The 16,940-nt window shown below is 63.8% G+C and carries 14 protein-coding genes and 3 tRNA genes; 11 read left to right on the top strand and 6 right to left on the bottom strand.

Annotation, left to right across the window (positions count from 1 at the left end; genetic code table 11):
* Together G5134_RS20375 and orn are read right to left on the bottom strand one after the other, a co-directional pair.
* A tRNA-Gly gene (locus tag G5134_RS20375) sits at positions 1-76 on the bottom strand.
* A 178-nt stretch (positions 77-254) separates the two neighbouring features.
* The gene (gene orn, locus G5134_RS20370; protein ID WP_065017527.1) at positions 255-800 is read right to left on the bottom strand and encodes an oligoribonuclease; all 546 of its coding nucleotides are present in this window, start codon (positions 798-800) and stop codon (positions 255-257) included.
* A 91-nt stretch (positions 801-891) separates the two neighbouring features.
* Here orn and rsgA point away from each other — a divergent pair, with 91 nt between their 5' ends.
* From rsgA to G5134_RS20345, 5 genes are read left to right on the top strand one after another with little or no spacing between them, the layout of a single operon-like run.
* The gene (gene rsgA / locus G5134_RS20365) at positions 892-1,926 is read left to right on the top strand and encodes a small ribosomal subunit biogenesis GTPase RsgA (protein ID WP_065017528.1); all 1,035 of its coding nucleotides are present in this window, start codon (positions 892-894) and stop codon (positions 1,924-1,926) included.
* A 26-nt stretch (positions 1,927-1,952) separates the two neighbouring features.
* The gene (asd, locus tag G5134_RS20360) at positions 1,953-2,825 is read left to right on the top strand and encodes an archaetidylserine decarboxylase (protein ID WP_017763974.1); all 873 of its coding nucleotides are present in this window, start codon (positions 1,953-1,955) and stop codon (positions 2,823-2,825) included.
* Entirely contained in the window at positions 2,822-3,073 is a 252-nt protein-coding gene (locus G5134_RS20355; protein ID WP_017763973.1) for a VF530 family DNA-binding protein, read from the top strand. Before asd ends, G5134_RS20355 begins: the two co-directional genes overlap by 4 nt.
* Before the next feature lie 4 nt (positions 3,074-3,077).
* Entirely contained in the window at positions 3,078-3,329 is a 252-nt protein-coding gene (locus tag G5134_RS20350; RefSeq protein WP_005297812.1) for a DUF2960 domain-containing protein, read from the top strand.
* A gap of 2 nt (positions 3,330-3,331) precedes the next feature.
* Positions 3,332-3,730, top strand: coding sequence for a hypothetical protein (locus tag G5134_RS20345; RefSeq protein WP_065017529.1), 399 nt, complete (start codon positions 3,332-3,334; stop codon positions 3,728-3,730).
* Between the two features lie 144 nt (positions 3,731-3,874).
* Here G5134_RS20345 and G5134_RS20340 read toward each other — a convergent pair whose 3' ends face one another.
* A complete protein-coding gene (locus G5134_RS20340) occupies positions 3,875-4,369 on the bottom strand; it encodes a hypothetical protein (RefSeq protein WP_010633004.1) in 495 nt (164 codons plus the stop codon).
* Between the two features lie 171 nt (positions 4,370-4,540).
* Between G5134_RS20340 and G5134_RS20335 the strand changes: the two genes are divergently transcribed.
* Positions 4,541-6,514 (top strand): putative bifunctional diguanylate cyclase/phosphodiesterase, encoded by a 1,974-nt coding sequence (locus G5134_RS20335; RefSeq protein WP_065017530.1) that lies wholly within the window; start codon positions 4,541-4,543, stop codon positions 6,512-6,514.
* A gap of 68 nt (positions 6,515-6,582) precedes the next feature.
* On the opposite strand, the gene rraB is transcribed toward G5134_RS20335, so the two are convergent.
* A complete protein-coding gene (rraB, locus tag G5134_RS20330; RefSeq protein WP_080628938.1) occupies positions 6,583-6,930 on the bottom strand; it encodes a ribonuclease E inhibitor RraB in 348 nt (115 codons plus the stop codon).
* 482 nt (positions 6,931-7,412) lie between these two features.
* Here rraB and G5134_RS20325 point away from each other — a divergent pair, with 482 nt between their 5' ends.
* The 5 genes from G5134_RS20325 (at position 7,413) to G5134_RS20305 (ending at position 15,306) form a co-directional block, all read left to right on the top strand.
* The gene (locus tag G5134_RS20325; protein WP_231939777.1) at positions 7,413-9,626 is read left to right on the top strand and encodes an immune inhibitor A domain-containing protein; all 2,214 of its coding nucleotides are present in this window, start codon (positions 7,413-7,415) and stop codon (positions 9,624-9,626) included.
* 183 nt (positions 9,627-9,809) lie between these two features.
* A tRNA-Phe gene (locus G5134_RS20320) sits at positions 9,810-9,885 on the top strand.
* A 4-nt stretch (positions 9,886-9,889) separates the two neighbouring features.
* Positions 9,890-9,965, top strand: a tRNA-Asn gene (locus tag G5134_RS20315).
* A 404-nt stretch (positions 9,966-10,369) separates the two neighbouring features.
* Positions 10,370-11,647: an alpha/beta hydrolase gene (locus G5134_RS20310; RefSeq protein ID WP_219325203.1), complete on the top strand. Its 1,278-nt coding sequence runs from the start codon at positions 10,370-10,372 to the stop codon at positions 11,645-11,647.
* Between the two features lie 98 nt (positions 11,648-11,745).
* The gene (locus G5134_RS20305; protein WP_337077240.1) at positions 11,746-15,306 is read left to right on the top strand and encodes an ATP-binding cassette domain-containing protein; all 3,561 of its coding nucleotides are present in this window, start codon (positions 11,746-11,748) and stop codon (positions 15,304-15,306) included.
* 55 nt (positions 15,307-15,361) lie between these two features.
* Here the strand turns inward: G5134_RS20305 and G5134_RS20300 are convergent, their stop codons facing one another.
* Both G5134_RS20300 and G5134_RS20295 read right to left on the bottom strand, forming a co-directional pair.
* Positions 15,362-15,571, bottom strand: coding sequence for a YgdI/YgdR family lipoprotein (locus tag G5134_RS20300; protein WP_016351843.1), 210 nt, complete (start codon positions 15,569-15,571; stop codon positions 15,362-15,364).
* A 114-nt stretch (positions 15,572-15,685) separates the two neighbouring features.
* Positions 15,686-16,861 carry a S8 family peptidase gene (locus G5134_RS20295; protein ID WP_421232157.1) on the bottom strand — a complete coding sequence of 392 codons (1,176 nt, stop codon included), beginning with the start codon at positions 16,859-16,861 and terminating at the stop codon, positions 15,686-15,688.
* Positions 16,862-16,940: the final 79 nt, after the last annotated feature.

The following is a 16,940-nucleotide window of genomic DNA, read 5'->3' as shown; positions in this document are numbered from 1 at the left end:
TGGAGCGGGAAACGAGACTCGAACTCGCGACCCCGACCTTGGCAAGGTCGTGCTCTACCAACTGAGCTATTCCCGCAACTGCCTTAAAACAGGCCGTACAGCATTTGGTTGCTTGCGCTACTGTACGGGAGCCGAATTATAAGAGCAGTCATTCCAATTGCAAGGGCTTTTTTGTCTGGTTGCGTGCGTTCGCTCAAAAGCTGGTCGAACTGTCGATTTTAGCAACCAGAGCGGGGCAATCCCTTGCCTAGGCGTCAGATCTTGAAGACGTGGCTGCGGTAAAACTGCAGTTCGGCAATGGACTCGCGGATGTCGTCCAGCGCCTGGTGGGTACCGCTCTTCTTGAACTGATCCAGCAGCTCCGGCTGCCAGCGGCGTACCAGCTCCTTGATGGTGCTGACATCGACGTTGCGATAGTGGAAGAAGGCTTCCAGCTCGCTCATGTGCTTGACCATGAAGCGGCGATCCTGGCCAATGCTGTTGCCGCACAGGGGGCTGGTGCGCTCCGGTACCCACAGGCGAATGAAGTCGAGGGTCTCGGCGACGGCTTTCGCCTCGTCGTGCTGGCTCGCCTTGACCCGGGCCACCAGCCCGCTCTTGGTGTGAGTGTTGACGTTCCAGTCGTCCATCTTGGCCAGCTCTTCGTCGCTCTGGTGGATGGCGATGACCGGCCCTTCGGCCAGCACGTTCAGGTCCTTGTCGGTGACTATGGTGGCGATCTCCAGTACCACGTTTTCCTCAGGGTCAAGGCCCGTCATCTCCATGTCGATCCATACCAGGTTCTGCGCGCTGACTGTCATGATTGCTCTCTCTATTGGGAGGAATGGCGGAATTTTGCCAATTTGCATGTATCATACTGGCTTTGGATCTGTTCATAAACTGGCGAATCGAGTGGCAAAGAAAGCAAAACTCAATCTGGGTCAACAAAGGCGCGTCCAGGCCAACCGCGAGCGTCGGCTGCAAAAAGAGCACACCACAGAGGTGGATGACACCCTGTTCGGGCCGGCCATCGAAGGGGTGGTGATCAGCCGTTTTGGTCAGCACGCAGACGTCGAGGCGAGCGATGGCACCATCCACCGCAGCAACCTGCGGCGCAGCAGCATCAGCAGCCTGGTGTGCGGCGACAAGGTGGTGTGGCGTCCCGGCCTCAATGCCGCGACCGCCGGCGTCATCGAGGCGGTGCACCCGCGTCACTCGGTGCTGACCCGGCCGGACTTCTACGACGGGGTCAAACCCATCGCCGCCAACATCGACCAGATCATCATCGTCTCGGCGGTGATGCCCGAGTTCTCCACCAACATCGTCGACCGCTATCTGGTGGCCGCCGAGGATGTGGAGATCCGCCCCCTCATCGTGCTGAACAAGGTCGACATGCTCGATGATGCCGCCCGCGCCCGCATCGAGCGCCAGCTCGAAACCTACCGCAAGCTCAATTACGAGGTACTGCTGGTGAGCTGCGAGAGTGGCGAAGGGCTCGATGAGCTGAAAGCCAGGCTCACCGACAAGATCAGCATCTTCGTCGGCCAGTCCGGGGTCGGCAAGTCGTCGCTCACCAACGCCCTGATGCCGGGGCTGGATGTGCTCACCGGCGAGATCTCCGAGAACTCGGGGCTCGGCCAGCACACCACCACCACGGCGCGGCTCTACCACTTCCCGAGCGGCGGCGATCTCATCGACTCCCCCGGGATCCGCGAGTTCGCCCTCTGGCATCTGGAAGCCGACCGTATCACCTGGTGCTTCGTCGAGTTCCGCGACTATCTGGGTGGTTGCAAGTTCCGCGACTGTACCCACAAGGACGATCCCGGCTGCGCCCTGCGCGCCGCGGTCGAAGCGGGCGCCATCAGCGCCGATCGCTTCCACAACTATCACCGCATCCTGGAAACCATGCAGGAAGCCCGTCACGGTCGCCAACAGGCACGCCTGTGACCCTTTAACCTACGTTGATGATGAACATGAGCATTACTGACAACCTGAAAATTGCCGGTCAATACTGTCTGCCCAAACACGCCCTCTCCCGCCTGGTGGGCAAGCTTGCCGCCGCCGAAGCGGGCAACCTCACCACCAGGGTGATCGAGGCCTTTATCAAGCAGTACCAGGTCGACATGAGCGAGGCGCTGCACGAGAGCCCTGCCCACTACAAGAGCTTCAACGAGTTCTTCACCCGCGAACTCAAACCCGGTATTCGCCCCCTGGTGGAAGACGCCATGACCCTGGCCCTGCCGGTGGATGGCACCGTCAGCCAGCTCGGTCCGATCCAGCAGGGCCGCATCATCCAGGCCAAGGGCCACGACTACAGCGCCCGCGAGCTGCTGGGCGGCTATGAGGATCTGGTGGCGCCGTTCAAGGATGGCGACTTCGCCACCATCTATCTGGCGCCCAAGGATTATCACCGCATCCACATGCCGCTGGATGGCGTGCTGGAGAGCATGGTGTTCGTGCCAGGGGATCTCTTCTCCGTCAACCCGCTCACCGCCGAGAACGTGCCCAACCTGTTTGCCCGCAACGAGCGGGTGGTGGCCACCTTCCGCACCCCGCACGGCCCCATGGCGCTGGTGCTGGTCGGTGCCACTATCGTGGCCAGCATCGAGACCATCTGGGCCGGCAACATAGCGCCGACCAAAGAGAAGAAGGTGGTGCGCTGGGACTACACAGGCGACGAGGCCATCACCCTGCAAAAAGGCGCCGAGATGGGTCTGTTCAAGCTGGGCAGCACAGTCGTCTGTCTGTTTGGCCCGGGCATGCTGGCCGGTTTCGAGCCCCATCTGGCCAACGGGGTCACCACCCGCATGGGTCAGCCCTTTGCCAAGCTGGCGGAGCAGGCATGAGCGATCAGCCCGTCTCTTCCCAGAAGAACAACCCGCTGCACGGGCTGACGCTGGAAGCCATCGTCACCGCCCTGGTCGAACACTACGGCTGGGAGAAACTGGGGCAGGAGATCAATATCCGCTGCTTTACCCAGGATCCCAGCATCAAATCCAGCCTGAAATTCTTGCGAAAAACTCCCTGGGCGCGGGAAAAGGTCGAGAGCCTCTACCTCTACGTCCAGCGCAAGCAGGCCAAAGCAAAGGAATAACGCCATGGCGTTCAAGATTACCTACACCTACGGCAAGAAAACCAAAGAGATCGGCTACGCCAACGACAAGTTCAACAGCATCTACGATGCCATTGCCGCTGCCGAAGGGATCAACCTGACCAGCTTCCACGCCATGGAGGAGCAGCTGGCCCAAGTATGCCGGCGCGACAAGAAGAGCGTGAAGGATTACCGAGAGAACTACTTCAAGGAGCTGGGCTTCTCCAACATCGTCATCGAGCGGGATGCCAAGGAGTAACCATGCGTACCTTGACCCTGATGGCCGCCTCCCTGCTGCTGGCGGCCTGCAGTACCCCGGAACAACATCTGGTTGGCCGCGATCGCGACAGCCACGGCTGTATCGGCAGCGCGGGCTATCAGTGGTCAGCGCTAACCGGCAAATGCGTGCGCCTGTTCGAGCAGGGCATCCGGCTCAATCCGACCGATGCCGGCCAGACCAGCAGCGCCTTCGTGCTGTTCAACGCCGATCAGAGCCAGGCCGAGCTGACCCTGCCGAGCGGCGAGCAACACCAGCTCACCCGCCAAGGCGCAGAAGGCAACTGGTCGTGGCAAGGCAGCGGCTACACCCTCTTCCCGTGGAAGGGGTATGTGCTCAAAGCCGGCGAACAGACGCTGTTTCACGGCGACGTCGCCCGCTGAGTCACCCGACTCTATCCAGCCCCCGGCCCTGCCGGGGGTTGTTTTTTGCGGCTATCAACAGCGGCCCGCATGCCCCTTCCACCAGGCCGGAAACAAAAAACCCCGTTGCAGGCAACGGGGTTTTTGCTGGCACTCGGCGCAACCTTAGTTGGCGAGGGTGGAAAACAGGCTCTGCTCCAGGCTGCCGCGGGAGACGCACACCGGGGTGATGGAGGGAGCCGGTACCCGCTCGCCGGAGGACTCGACGAAGTAGAGCTGGGTGTTGCCCTTGACGTTGACGGTGGCCACGCTGTTGTTGCCGCTCTGGGTGATGATCAGGTTGATCTGCAGGTTGGGGTTGCCCAGTGCGACCTTGGAGCCCATGGTACCGCAATCCAGCCACTCCAGACCGTCGGCCGAGTTCTCGACGTTGGCGGTCATCAGGCCGGAGCCACGCTGGCTGTTTTCGATGTTAAGGCCATGATCGCCAAACCACTTCTCGGCGCGGGCCCACACCAGATCCACCGGGATCTGCATCTCCTGGGTGTTGTTGGTCGCCTTGGCTACCGGCGGGGTATAGCGGTACTGCTCGCCGCCATTGTTGTCGCTGGCACAACCGGCCATCAACAGGGCCAGTGCTACTCCCACTATCTTTTTCATGCTGCTTCTCTCATCCATATAATCCGGCCCTAGGCCGACCGGCGGCTATTATGGCGGCAGCGACACAGACTGTCAGCAGGGATCGGCAGAAATGAGTCAGCCTTAACCCAAGCTTTACAAAACCAGCCTGCTATCATAGATTTGCTCGAAATTTCCCCCGTGAGTGTCTGTGTGAACTCCTTGCTCACCCTGCCCCTGCTGCAGCAGATCATCGACCAGCTACCCATGAATATCTTCTGCCGGGATACGGATGGGCGCTACCTGTTTGCCAACCGTGCCTTCACGGAGCAGGCGGGTCTGCCGCTGCCGGCGGATCTCGTCGGCAAGACAGACGCCGACATGCCCTGGGGCGACATCTTTCGGGAAGAGGATCTGCGCCTGCTGGCGGAGGGCAAACCCCTGCTCTATCAGCAGTTGCACTGCAGCAACGGCGACGCCACCAGCTGGATGGAGATCCACAAGATCCCGCTCTACGACGAGCAGGGCAAGCCGGTGGCCCTGTTCGGCATGGTCAACGAGATAGATCAGCGCAAGGAGCTGGAACAGACCTTTCGCCAGCAGCAGCTGCTGCAACGCCGCCTGCTGGACGCCATCCCGGATCCGATCCGGCTGGAAGACCATCAGGGGCTGCTGATCGACTGCAACCAGGCCTTTCTCGACTTCATGGGGATGGCGGCCAGCGAGGCGCTCGGCCAGCGGGTGGCTCACCGCCTCTCCACCGAACTGCCGATGGGACGGGGTGAATACTGCCTGGTGGATGCCAACGGCCAGGGCCGCCATCTGGAGGTGACCCGGGTCGAGGTGCCGGACGACGAGGGCAACTCCCTCGGCATCCTCACCCTGAGCCGCGACATCACCGGGCTGCGCACCACCCAGGCCCAGTTGCAGCAGGAGCAGCACTACGACAGCCTGACCGGCCTACTCAAGCTCTCCCACTTTCTGCAGACCAGCCGTCACCTCGGCGCCCGCAAGGCGAGCCTGGTGCTGGTCGACCTGCAACACTTTCGCGAGATCAACGATCGCTTCGGCATCCGGGTCGCCGACCGCCTGCTCAGCCAGGTGGCCCGTCGCCTGCAGCAGCTGGCCCCACCCCAGTCGCTGGTATGCCGGGTGGCCGCCGACGATTTCGCCATGCTGCTGCCCGAACTGAACGAGCCGCTGGCCAACTGGAGCAGCCGTCTGCAGGGGGCGCTGATGGTCCCCTATCAGGTGGAAGAGCACAGGATCCAGATCCCGGTGTTCCTCGGCATCGCCCACGGCAAGGCCAACGATGCCGAACGGCTGCTGAGCCACGCCGAGGCCGCCCTGGCCCAGGGCAAGCGTCAGCAGCAGCACTGCACCCTGTTCGACCCCGAACTCGATGCCAAGCTCAAGCGTCGTCAGCTCATCGCGGCCCAGTTGCCGCTTGCCATCAAGTCCGGCCAGCTGACCGCCGTCTACCAGCCCATTATCAGCACCCGCACCAGCCAGCTGCACGGGGCCGAGCTGCTCTGCCGCTGGCCCCATCCCGAGCTAGGCATGATCTCGCCTGACGAGTTCATCCCGCTGGCGGAGGAGCTGGGACTCATCGGCCTGCTCGGCTGCCACATGCTGGAGCAGGGCTGCTCCCAACTGGCCCGCTGGCAGGCCGATGCGCCGGATCTGGTGCTCTCCATCAACCTGTCGCCGCTGCAATTTCGCGACCCCGAGCTCTGCCCGCAGATCTTCGCCTGCATCGAGCGTCACGGCCTCGCCCCCTGGCAGCTGGAGCTGGAGATCACCGAAGGGGTACTGATGGAGAACGCCGACGAGATAGAGAGCAACCTGGCCTGCCTGATCGAGGCGGGCTTTCAGCTCGCCATCGACGACTTCGGCACCGGCTACTGCAGTCTGGCCTACCTGCCACGGCTGCAGGTGGCGACCCTCAAGCTCGACAAAAGCTTCACGCAGGAGCTGGTCACCAACCAGGCCACCACCGCCATCGTGCGCTCCGTCATCGGGCTGGGCCACGAGCTCGGCATCAAGATCACCGCCGAAGGGGTGGAGACGCAAGAGCAGCAGGAGTGGCTGGTGCAGGCCGGCTGCGACCGGTTGCAGGGCTACCTGTTCAGCCGCCCGCTGCCCCCCGCCGAGTTTGCCCGCAGCTACCAGCTGCCACAGGCGTGATGCTCACAACAACAAGGCCACCCGAGGGTGGCCTTGTTGTTTTTGCAAAGCGTGCGTGAGCTGGCGCCTTACTCCTGGAAGTAGGTGCCCCAGCCGTCGTAATCCACACCGTATTTCTCGAGGATGGGCAGCATGGTGGCGATATCCGCCACTATGGTCTCGATGTCCAGCTTGCACTCGACGGTGGCGTCGAAGCAGAAGATGGTGGCGCCGTCATCCAGCTCCATCTCTTCGGCATCGGTCACTTCGAAACCGGCCTTGAACAGGTCGACCGCCGCCTTCTCCAGCAGATCGAAATCCTGGCAGGCAAAGTGGTGCTCAATCTCGTACTCCAGATCCGGGTTGCTGCCATCGGCCAGCAACTCGTTGACGATGGCGGTGGTCTCTTCGCGCCACTCTTGCATATCAAGACTCATATTAACCCCAGATGCGACTGTGTTGTGATCAAATGCCAGCGCGGACGGTGCCATCTCGGCCATCTGCCGCCCCGCAGGCCCGGTTGCGGCAAAGCATACTCGCACAGCCCATCCGGCTCAATGCGGCAGACCAAGATAAGCCGTCGTCGGCAGCCACCCCAAATGGGGTGCCATCACAAAAGGTTAATAAAGGGTAATCTGCCGCCAAAACAGGATTGCTCCATATGGAGCTTTGCATGGGTGTGTCAGAACCACGCGACAGCGCCAGCAAGCCGTTTGAAATCAGCAGGATCCACCAGCGGCGCGACGGTGACAAGGCCATCCACGGAGTGTATCAAGGGACGCGGGCGGAGCACTGCCCGTACGGAAAGAGGAGCCAGCCAGGCTCCCTTTTTATCATGTGAAGGAGCACATAGATAATGCCTAAAAAAACAATAATGAGCCTGCTTGTCGGCTCAACCCTTATGATTGGAAACCACGCCATGGCCGCCCCGGTCCACGGTCCGTTCGATGCCCCCCTGGCCGATGAGGTGAAGGTGCTGGAGATGCTCAAGAAGAGCGGCCGCATCCCGACCCTGGCCTCCCCCGAGCAGGAGCAGGCGGCCCTCGCCAGCTACTATCGCGAGAAGTCGCGGGCCTATCAGGGCAACAGCGGTACCCTGGCGGTGAAAGAGGGCAAGGTGCGCGAGACCATCCTCAAGAAGATCCGCCTCAACGGCACCGCCCGTCCCGGCGATCGGGTGCCTACCCTGCTGCTCAAGTCCATCGAGCGGGAGCACTACCAGGGCAAGATGCGCAAGGACAAGATCCTCGCCATCCTGGTGGACTTCCCCGACTACCCGAAGAACAGCATCCGCCCCGAGCTCACCAAGATGTACTATCCGGATTACACCCCGGAGCACTACAACGACCTGCTGTTCTCGTCCAAGGGCTATGCCGGCCCGAACGGCGAGCAGTTCATCTCCATGCGCCAGTTCTACGAGCAGCAGTCCGGCAAGAGCTACAGCGTGCGCGGCCAGGTGGCGGGCTGGTATACCGCCAGCAAGAACGCCGCCTACTACGGTGCCAACGCCACCCCGAACACCATCCGGGAGCTGGTGAAGGAGGCTCTGATCCAGGTGGCGGGCGACCCCTCCATCGATCTGTCCGAGTTTGACCAGGAGGATCGCTACGATCTCAACGGCAACGGCAACCGGGACGAGCCGGACGGCCTCATCGACCACCTGATGATCTTCCACTCCAGCGTCGGCGAGGAAGCCGGTGGCGGCGATCTCGGCGAAGACGCCATCTGGGCGCACCGCTGGAACCTGGGTGCCCCCTACCCCATCCCGGGCACCAGCAGCCCGAGCCAGAACTTCGGTGGCAAGTTTGCCGCCTACGACTACACCATCCAGCCCATCGATGCGGCGGCCGGGGTCTGTGCCCACGAATATGGCCACGATCTGGGGCTGCCGGACGAGTACGACACTAAGTACACCGGCAAGGGCGAACCGGTGGCGACATGGTCCATCATGTCCTCAGGCTCCTGGGCCGGGGTCATCGGCGGCACCGAGCCGACCGGGTTCTCCGCCTGGGCCAAGGAGTTCCTGCAGGCCTCCCTCGGCGGCAACTGGCTGCACGGCAGCAATGTGCAGCTCGCCGATCTCAGCCCGCGCGGCAACGTCTACATGCTGGATCAGGCCAACGACAAGGGACGCAACGACGACGTGGTGCGCATCAACCTGCCGGCCAAGCAGATCCCGCTCAACCCGCCCTACGCCGGCCAGTACGAGTATCACGGCGGCAAGGGCAACAACCTCGACAACCGCATGAGCCTCAAGCTGGATCTGAGCGGCAAACAGAGCGCCAGCCTCAACTTCAAGGCCTGGTATCAGATTGAAGAGGGGTACGACTACGCCAGGGTGCTGGTCAACGGCCAGCCCATCGCGGGCAACCTGACCACCAGTGACGATCCCAACGGAGTCGGCTTCGGGGTCGGCATCACCGGCAACTCCAACGGCTGGACCGATGCCGAGTTCGACCTCACCCCCTGGGCCGGTCAGCAGGTCACTCTGACCCTGCAATACCTGAGCGACGGCGGCGTGGCCGAGAACGGGCTGTTCGTGGACGAGCTGCAGATCCTCGCCGATGGCGACACCCTGCTGAGCGACGGTGCCGAGGGCAACTCCCCCTTCACCCTCGCCGGCTTCGTGAAGAGCGACGGCAACGAGGCCAAGGATCACTACTACCTGGCCGAGTGGCGCAACCATGCGGGAGTGGACAAGGGGCTGGCCCACATCAATGTGGCCGACCAGCTGATGCGCTACGAGCCGGGCATGCTGCTCTGGTACGTGGACAACAGCCAGGTCAACAACTGGGTGGGAGTCCACCCGGGTGAGGGCTTCCTCGGGGTGGTGGATGCGGATCAGCGCACCCTCAAGTGGAGCGACGGCGCCGTGGCCGGTACCCGCTACCAGATCCACGACGCCACCTTCAGCCTGGGCTTCCAGCAGCCGCTCAACCTCAAGCACCCGAGCGGCTCCCTGCTGCGCGACTTCTGGATCACCCCGAACCGGGTGTTCAAGGATTCCCGCAGCTACCAGAGCAAGGAGATCCCGGATGCCGGTCTCCTGCTGCCCGAGTACGGGCTCAAGATCAGCGTCACCGGTCAGGCCCGTGACATGAGTACCGGGCGGATCATCGTCAGCCGCCACTGAGCACGACAGCCATGACAAGGGGCCCCAGGGCCCCTTTTTTCATCTGCCGACCTGCCGCCCAGGATGAGAACAGGCCAAACCGCCCAACAAACACCCTGATTGCTCACTTGTCGAGCGAACGATACGACTATCTGCGCCATGCGGTTGACACATCCGTTCAGAAAGGGTTTAATGCGCGCCGTTGCCCAGATAGCTCAGTCGGTAGAGCAGGGGATTGAAAATCCCCGTGTCGGCGGTTCGATTCCGTCTCTGGGCACCACAATTCCTCCTTAGTTCAGTCGGTAGAACGGCGGACTGTTAATCCGTATGTCACTGGTTCAAGTCCAGTAGGAGGAGCCAAATTTGAAAAGCCCGCTCATCGAGCGGGCTTTTTTCATTCCGGTCAGCTGCCGTTGCAGGTTGCCAGCAGCAGGGTCGCGCCGCAGGTGGCACTGAACAGCAACAAGCCGGTCTGCAGCACACCCTCCGGGTTCACCCGTTTCTCTTTTTTGCGCAATCGTCTCCACCCAGGCTTCATCGCGCCCACCTCATCCTGTTACGACCCCTGCCCCGTCGGCAGGCGAGCCATCTTTGTGCAGCCGGCACGCCACCGTCAACTCCCTTGCCGACAATAAATTCATCACCCTGCGGCCCCCCGTTTTCACTTGGCAACAATGTTAACAATTTGGAAAACCGGCGTGACCCGCTCCTGCACCAGGGCTATGATGAGGCCGACGATTTTCCTACCCTCAGGGAGACCCCAGATGAGCAGCCCGTTGCGTTACGTGCTGGATGGCATCCATTGCGAGCCCCGCTTCTTCACCGTGCCCCTCGACCACCAGCGACCGGATGACGAGGAGACCCTCACCCTGTTCGGCCGCACCCTCTGTCGCCAGGACCGGCTGCACGACGATCTGCCCTGGTTGCTGTTCCTGCAGGGTGGGCCAGGCTTTGGTGCGCCGCGCCCGACCGCCGACAGCGGCTGGATCAAGCGGGCCCTGCAGGAGTTTCGGGTGCTGCTGCTCGATCAGCGCGGCACCGGCCACTCCAGCCCCATCAGCGCCGAGGCGCTGGCCCAGCTCACCGCCCCACAGCAGGCGGAGTACCTCGGCCATTTTCGCGCCGACAGCATAGTGCGCGACGCCGAATACATTCGCGAGGTGCTGAGCCCGGGGCGCCCCTGGAGCCTGCTCGGCCAGAGCTTCGGCGGCTTTTGCAGCCTCACCTACCTCTCGCTGTTCCCGGACAGCCTGCACGAGGTCTACCTCACCGGCGGGGTGGCCCCCATCGGCCGCCGTGCCGACGAGGTCTACCGCGCCACCTACCAGCGGGTGGCCGACAAGAACCGCGCCTTCTTCGCCCGCTTCCCCCATGCCCAGGCCATCGCCAACCGGCTGGCCAACCACCTGCACAGTCACGAGGTGCGCCTGCCCAACGGCCAGCGCCTGACGGTGGAGCAGTTGCAGCAGCAGGGGCTGGATCTGGGTGCCAGCGGCGCCTTCGAGGAGCTCTACTACCTGCTGGAGGACGCCTTCATCGGCGAGCGACTCAACCCCGCCTTCCTCTATCAGCTGCAGGCGATGCAGCCGTTCAACACCAACCCGGTGTTCGCCATCCTGCACGAGTCCATCTATTGCGAAGGGAGCGCCAGCAACTGGGCGGCCGAGCGGGTCAGGGGCGAGTTCCCGGCCCTGGCCTGGGCGCCGGGCAAGGATTTCGCCTTCACCGGCGAGATGATCTTCCCCTGGATGTTCGAGCAGTTCCGCGAGCTCATCCCGCTGAAGGAAGCCGCTCACCTGCTGGCCAAGAAGGCGGACTGGGGCCCCCTCTACGACCCGGTGCAGCTGGCCCGCAACCAAGTGCCGGTGGCTTGCGCCGTCTATGCCGAGGACATGTACGTGGAGTTCGACTACAGCCGCGACACCCTCAAGGGGCTTGGCAACAGCCGCGCCTGGATCACCAACGAGTACGAGCACAACGGTCTACGGGTCGATGGTGAGCAGATCCTGGACCGACTCATCCGCATGAATCGGGATCGCTGATCCCGCCGGGCTCGCGCCCACAGCAAGACGACAATATCGAGGGCGGCCCATGAGCCGCCCCGCCCCCTGGAAGCAGCACAAAATAATAAGGACACCCATTGGATCATCCGGAAATATCGGCCGGCTGGCTGAGCCGCCTCTTCTATCACTGGACCGGCCCGTTGCAACGCAAGGGGCTGACCGAGCCCCAGGTCAACCTCGACGATCTCTATCCCCTGTTGCCGGAAGACAGGCGCGATGGCCGTGCCGACGCCTTCCTCGCGCTCACCGCCGCCCAGCCGGTGCGCCCCTGGCCCATCACAGCCTTTATCTGGCGCCAGTATCGCGGCCGCATCGGCCTGCTTACCCTGCTGCAGCTGCTTGGCATGCTGGCCACCCTGGCCAGCCCCTGGCTGCTCAACCACAGCATGACCCAGCTTGGCACCGGCGCTGACACCGGCCACAAGCTGTTGCTGGCCCTGGCCCTGTTCGCCTCCGTACTCGCCTCCGGCATGCTGGCGGAGCACTCGCTGCAGCTGGCGCTCAAGATGCACGTCCCCATCCGCCGCCTGCTGGCCGAGTCCCTGCTCGCCAAGGTGATGAAGCTGGGCGGCAAGAGCTTCGACGACCGGGCCGGTGGCCGGGTGCAGAACCTGATCAACCGGGACGTGTGGGACATTACCTGGATTCTTGCGGACCCCGCCATGCCGCTCACCATGCTGCTGCAACTGCTCGGCACCATAGCCCTGCTGGTGTGGCAGGTGGGCAGCGCCGGCCTGGTCGGCTTCGCCGTGCTCACCCTGCTGTTGCTCATCTCCACCCGGGTGGTGCGCCGCATGAACCAGCAGGAGCAGCAACTCAAGCGCCAGCAGGACGAGCGCAACGGCATCCTGGCGGAGTACATCAAGAAGCTGCGGCTGGTGCGCCAGAACGGCCTCGGCGCCTTCTTCACCCGAGCGGCCAACGCCAAGCGCCAGCAGGAGCTGGGGGTGCTCGGCCGAGTGCTCAAGCTCGATGCCATCAACAGCTTCCTGATGATGAGCACCCCGCTGCTGGTGACCCTGGCCACCTTCACCACCTATCTGGTGTCGGGCAGGGAGCTCACCCTGCCCCAGGTGTTCACCACCATCGCCCTGTTCACCGTGCTGCGCATCCCCATGATGCGGCTGCCCTATCTCATCCGCACCCTGATCAACTTCAACACCGGCTTCAATCGGCTGTGCGAGTTCCTCAACAGCCCCGAGCAGCACCGGGATCTCACCGACTCAAGCTTGCCGGTGGGAGCCCTGCAGCTCGACAACGTCACCGCCTTGCACCAGCAAAAAACCGTGCTGCAGGGGGCCAGCCTGTTTATCCAGCCGGGGGAACTGGTGGGGATCACCGGCGCCACCGGAGCAGGCAAGAGCTGCCTGCTGCACCTGGTCGCCGGCTTTGACGACGGCTTCGAGGGCAGCATCCGCCGCCACGGCCGGGTCGCCCATCTGGGCCACAAGCCCTGGCTGATGAACGACACCATCCGCAACAACATCCTGTTTGGCCAGCCCTGGCACGCCGAGCGCTATCGCTGGGTGCTGGGGGCCTGTGCGCTGGGCGCCGACCTCAGCCTGCTCAGCCACGGCGATCAGACCCTGGTGGGCGAGCTCGGCACCCGCCTCTCCGGCGGTCAGCAGCAGCGAGTCGCCCTGGCCCGCGCCCTCTACGCCCGGGCCGACATCCTGCTGCTGGACAACCCCCTCTCGGCGCTCGACCCCATCGTCTCGGCCCAGGTGCTGGAGCGGGGGCTCGCCTTCAAGCCGGGGCCGACCCGGCTGCTGGTGAGCCACGACCCGGACGTGCTGGCCCACTGCGATCGGGTGATCCGCATCGAGCAGGGCGAACTGGTGGAGCTCGATGCCCACCAGCTGGCGGATCTTATCCAGCATCCCCAGCCCACCCCGCCGGTGCCGCCCCAAGAGGCAGAGCAGTTCAATGAAGAGAAGGTGGTGGAAGGCAAGGTGGACTGGGGGTTGTTCGGTTTCATGTGGCAGCGCCTGGCCGCGCCCGGCGCCATCCTGCTCGCCCTGCTGCTCACCCTGGGTCAGGAGGGGCTGCGCATCGCCTCGGATCTCTGGCTCGGCGGCAAGGCCGGGGTGAGCGAGGTGAGCGAACTGCTCGGCATCTATGTGCTGCTGGGAGCGGGCTCCCTCACCTGCATCATGGTGGTGCGGGTCATCAACTATAAACTCGGCCTCAAGCTGGCCTGGACCCTGTTTGACGGCATGCTGGGGCGCATCAGCCGCGCCCCCATGGCCTTCTTCGACAAGGTGCCGCAGGGGCGCATCCTCAACCGCTTCGACCGGGATCTGGGGGAAGCCCAGGAGATCCTGCTGTCGATGCTGATGGGGCTGTTCGGCATGCTGGTGTCGGTGGCGCTGCAGGTGGTGGTGATCGGCGTCAACATGCCGCTGTTGCTGCTCATCGCCCCCCTGGTGGGCTGGGCCCTCTACGTGCTGCAGCGCCGCTACCGGGCGGTGCAGCTCAAGCTGCGGCGACAGGCGTCGGTGCTGCGCTCGCCGCTCTACATCAGCATCAGCGAGACCATCCGCGGCGCCCCCGCCCTGCGCCTGGCCGGGGCCGAGCGTTTCGCGCTGGATCAGGTGCTGCTGCACTATGACAACAACCTGCGCAGCTGGTACACCACCACCTCCATCAACCGCTGGCTCGGCATGCACCAGACCCTGCTCTCCGCCGCCCTGGTGGGCGCCGTGGCGCTGATGGTGGCCTTTGGCAACAGCTCGCTGCTGGGGGCCGTGGCCATCACCTACGCCTTTACCGCCTCCGCCATGCTCAACTCCCTCATCCGCACCTTCGCCGAGGTGGAGCAGGTGATGAACGCGGTGGAGCGGGTGCGCGAATACAGCGAAATAGAGAGCGAGCGCCAGGAGGGGGAGGCCCTCGCCACCCCTCACCCTGCGGTGCGCTTCGACAACCTGGGGCTGCGCTACCCCCAGGCCAGCCAGTGGGCGCTGCACAAGGTCAACTTCGAGCTGGCCCCCGGCGAGAAGGTGGGTGTGTGTGGCCGCACCGGCGCCGGCAAGAGCTCGCTGCTGGGGGTGCTGCAGGCCATGTATCCCGCCACCCAGGGGGAGATCTACTACGGCGAGCAGCCGCTCTCCCGGCTGGCGCCGGAAGCGGTGCGCGATCTCTACGACACCGTCTCCCAGATCCCGCTCACCTTCTTCGGTACCCTGCGGGCCAACCTGGCGCCCCTGACCGAGCATGACGACGCGGCACTGGAGCAGGCGCTGGCCCGGGTGGGGCTGGCCGAGCGCTGCGCCGGCCGGCTGGACGAGGAGCTCGACAAGCTGCAGCTCTCCGCCGGCGAGACCCAGTTGCTGGTGATCGCCCGCATCCTGCTGTCGCGCCGCCCGCTCATCGTGCTGGACGAGGCCACCTCGGACCTCGACCACGGCGGCATGCGCAAGATGGCGGAGCTGCTCTATCGCTACCGGCCGGAGGCCAGCTACCTGGTGATCGCTCACCATCTGGAGCCGCTGCTGTCGGTGGACAAGGTGGTGGTGATGGAGGCCGGCACAGTAGTGGAGCAGGGCTCGCCAGTCAGCCTGCTGGCCAACTCCCACTCCCGTTTCCATCAGCTGTTCGTGGGTCAGGTGAACCGCCAGGTGCCCCAGACGGCCTGAGCACCAAAAATGACAAGGGCTGCCTGCAGGCAGCCCTTGTTGCTTGAGGAGAGCCTCAACGCTCCATGATCTGGGTGACGTCATCCTTCTTGATCATCACCTCCCGCCCCTCGGTGTCGTAGTAGCGGTACATGCCGGTGCTCTCGTCCAGCTTGGGTTTGCTGTCGGTGGTGATCATCTTGCCATCCTTGGTGCTCATGATGTACTGGGAGCTGCACGCCACCAGTGCCAGGGCACACACCAGGATCATCATCAGTTGCTTCATCGCCTGTTTTGCCTCCCGCTTCACCCTCACCACGAGGGTGGTGTCTGAAGCCTAGTTCAACCAGATGAGCCCGTTTGCCGCCATTGCCACAACGGGATCAACGTCAACAATCAGCTACTTGCGCCCACCCGGCTTGCCACTGCCACCGGTCCCCGGCCCACAGCCGAGCGCCAGCTTGTCTGCCGCCGCCTTCGCCTGCACCAGGCCGTAGCCATAGCTGTTGTCGCGCCCCAGCGCCCCCAAATCCTGGGCACTGCTGCGCAGGGTCTGGCGCAGCTGATCGTTGCTGCACTCCAGCCGCTGTGACCAGACCAGCGCCGCCACCCCGACCACGTGCGGCGTCGCCATCGAGGTGCCGCTGTAGTAGGCGTAGCCGGTCGGCACGGTGGAGAGCACAGATACGCCGGGGGCGGCCAGCTCCACCTGATCGTTGCGCTGGGAGAAATAGGCCAGCTGCTTGTTGGCATCGATGGCGGCCACGCTCACCACGCTGCTGTAGGAGGCCGGATAGGACTTGCTGGTGTTGCCCGCATTGCCCGCCGCCGCCACGCTCAGCACGTTCTGGCCATAGGCCTGGTTGAACGCCTGCTCCTCGGTCTTGCTGGGCACGCTGCCCCCCAGACTCATGTTGATGACCATGCGGGTGAAGCCGCGGCTGCTCATCCCCTGCTTGCAGGCATTGAGCGCCCCCACCAGGTTGGAGGAGTAGGCCCAGCCGTTGGCCCCGAACACCTTGACGATCTGCAGCGGCACGCTCTGGTTTGGCAACACCCCGAGCACGCCCAGATCATTGCCCCCCACGGCGGCTATGGTGCCCGCCACATGGGTGCCATGGCTGTTCTCGTCGCTATCCCAGTTGCCGGTACCGGCATCGTCATAACCCTGCACCTGGGGGCCGTGAGGCAAGTCCGGGTGACCACCGCTGTAGCCAGAATCTATGATGCACACCAGCACTTCTCCGGCGGCGGCATCGCTCAGTTGCGGCGCCTGCACCATGGGAATGCCGTAGGGCAGGGTCTCGGCGCTGACGTAACGCTTGGCATCCGGCTCAACCCAGAGCACGTTGGGATTGTGCGCCAGCGCCGTGGCGGCCGCCGACGGCAACCAGAGTGCCAGAGCATTTTGCTCCTTCAGCGCCAGGGCCAGCTCGCCGCCCATCCCTCGGCTCTGGGCCAGTACGGCCGCCTCCGCCCCCGGTTTCAGCTGCACCAGATAACGCGCCCGCTCGGTGGCCATCGCCCCCTGTCCCAGCACGCCCGCGACCAGCAGGCCTATCCATATCCGTTTCATCAGTCACTCCTCACGTCGATCTGATATCCCTTCGCAAAAAGTGTAGTGTCCCCTCGCCCGTGCTACGAATGCGGCAACA

The organism is Aeromonas sp. 600276, from assembly GCF_049175815.1.
Classification (GTDB): domain Bacteria; phylum Pseudomonadota; class Gammaproteobacteria; order Enterobacterales; family Aeromonadaceae; genus Aeromonas; species Aeromonas dhakensis.
The sequence above is the reverse complement of the archived record's forward strand: the minus strand, read 5'-3'. Positions and strand labels throughout refer to the sequence as shown.

Coding starts and splice junctions, on each gene's coding strand:
- orn (WP_065017527.1), bottom strand. CDS start 800: ATGACAGTCAGCGCGCAGAACCTGGTATGGATCGACATGGAGATGACG.
- asd (WP_017763974.1), top strand. CDS start 1,953: ATGAGCATTACTGACAACCTGAAAATTGCCGGTCAATACTGTCTGCCC.
- G5134_RS20355 (WP_017763973.1), top strand. CDS start 2,822: ATGAGCGATCAGCCCGTCTCTTCCCAGAAGAACAACCCGCTGCACGGG.
- G5134_RS20350 (WP_005297812.1), top strand. CDS start 3,078: ATGGCGTTCAAGATTACCTACACCTACGGCAAGAAAACCAAAGAGATC.
- G5134_RS20345 (WP_065017529.1), top strand. CDS start 3,332: ATGCGTACCTTGACCCTGATGGCCGCCTCCCTGCTGCTGGCGGCCTGC.
- G5134_RS20340 (WP_010633004.1), bottom strand. CDS start 4,369: ATGAAAAAGATAGTGGGAGTAGCACTGGCCCTGTTGATGGCCGGTTGT.
- rraB (WP_080628938.1), bottom strand. CDS start 6,930: ATGAGTCTTGATATGCAAGAGTGGCGCGAAGAGACCACCGCCATCGTC.
- G5134_RS20325 (WP_231939777.1), top strand. CDS start 7,413: ATGGCCGCCCCGGTCCACGGTCCGTTCGATGCCCCCCTGGCCGATGAG.
- G5134_RS20310 (WP_219325203.1), top strand. CDS start 10,370: ATGAGCAGCCCGTTGCGTTACGTGCTGGATGGCATCCATTGCGAGCCC.
- G5134_RS20300 (WP_016351843.1), bottom strand. CDS start 15,571: ATGAAGCAACTGATGATGATCCTGGTGTGTGCCCTGGCACTGGTGGCG.
- G5134_RS20295 (WP_421232157.1), bottom strand. CDS start 16,861: ATGAAACGGATATGGATAGGCCTGCTGGTCGCGGGCGTGCTGGGACAG.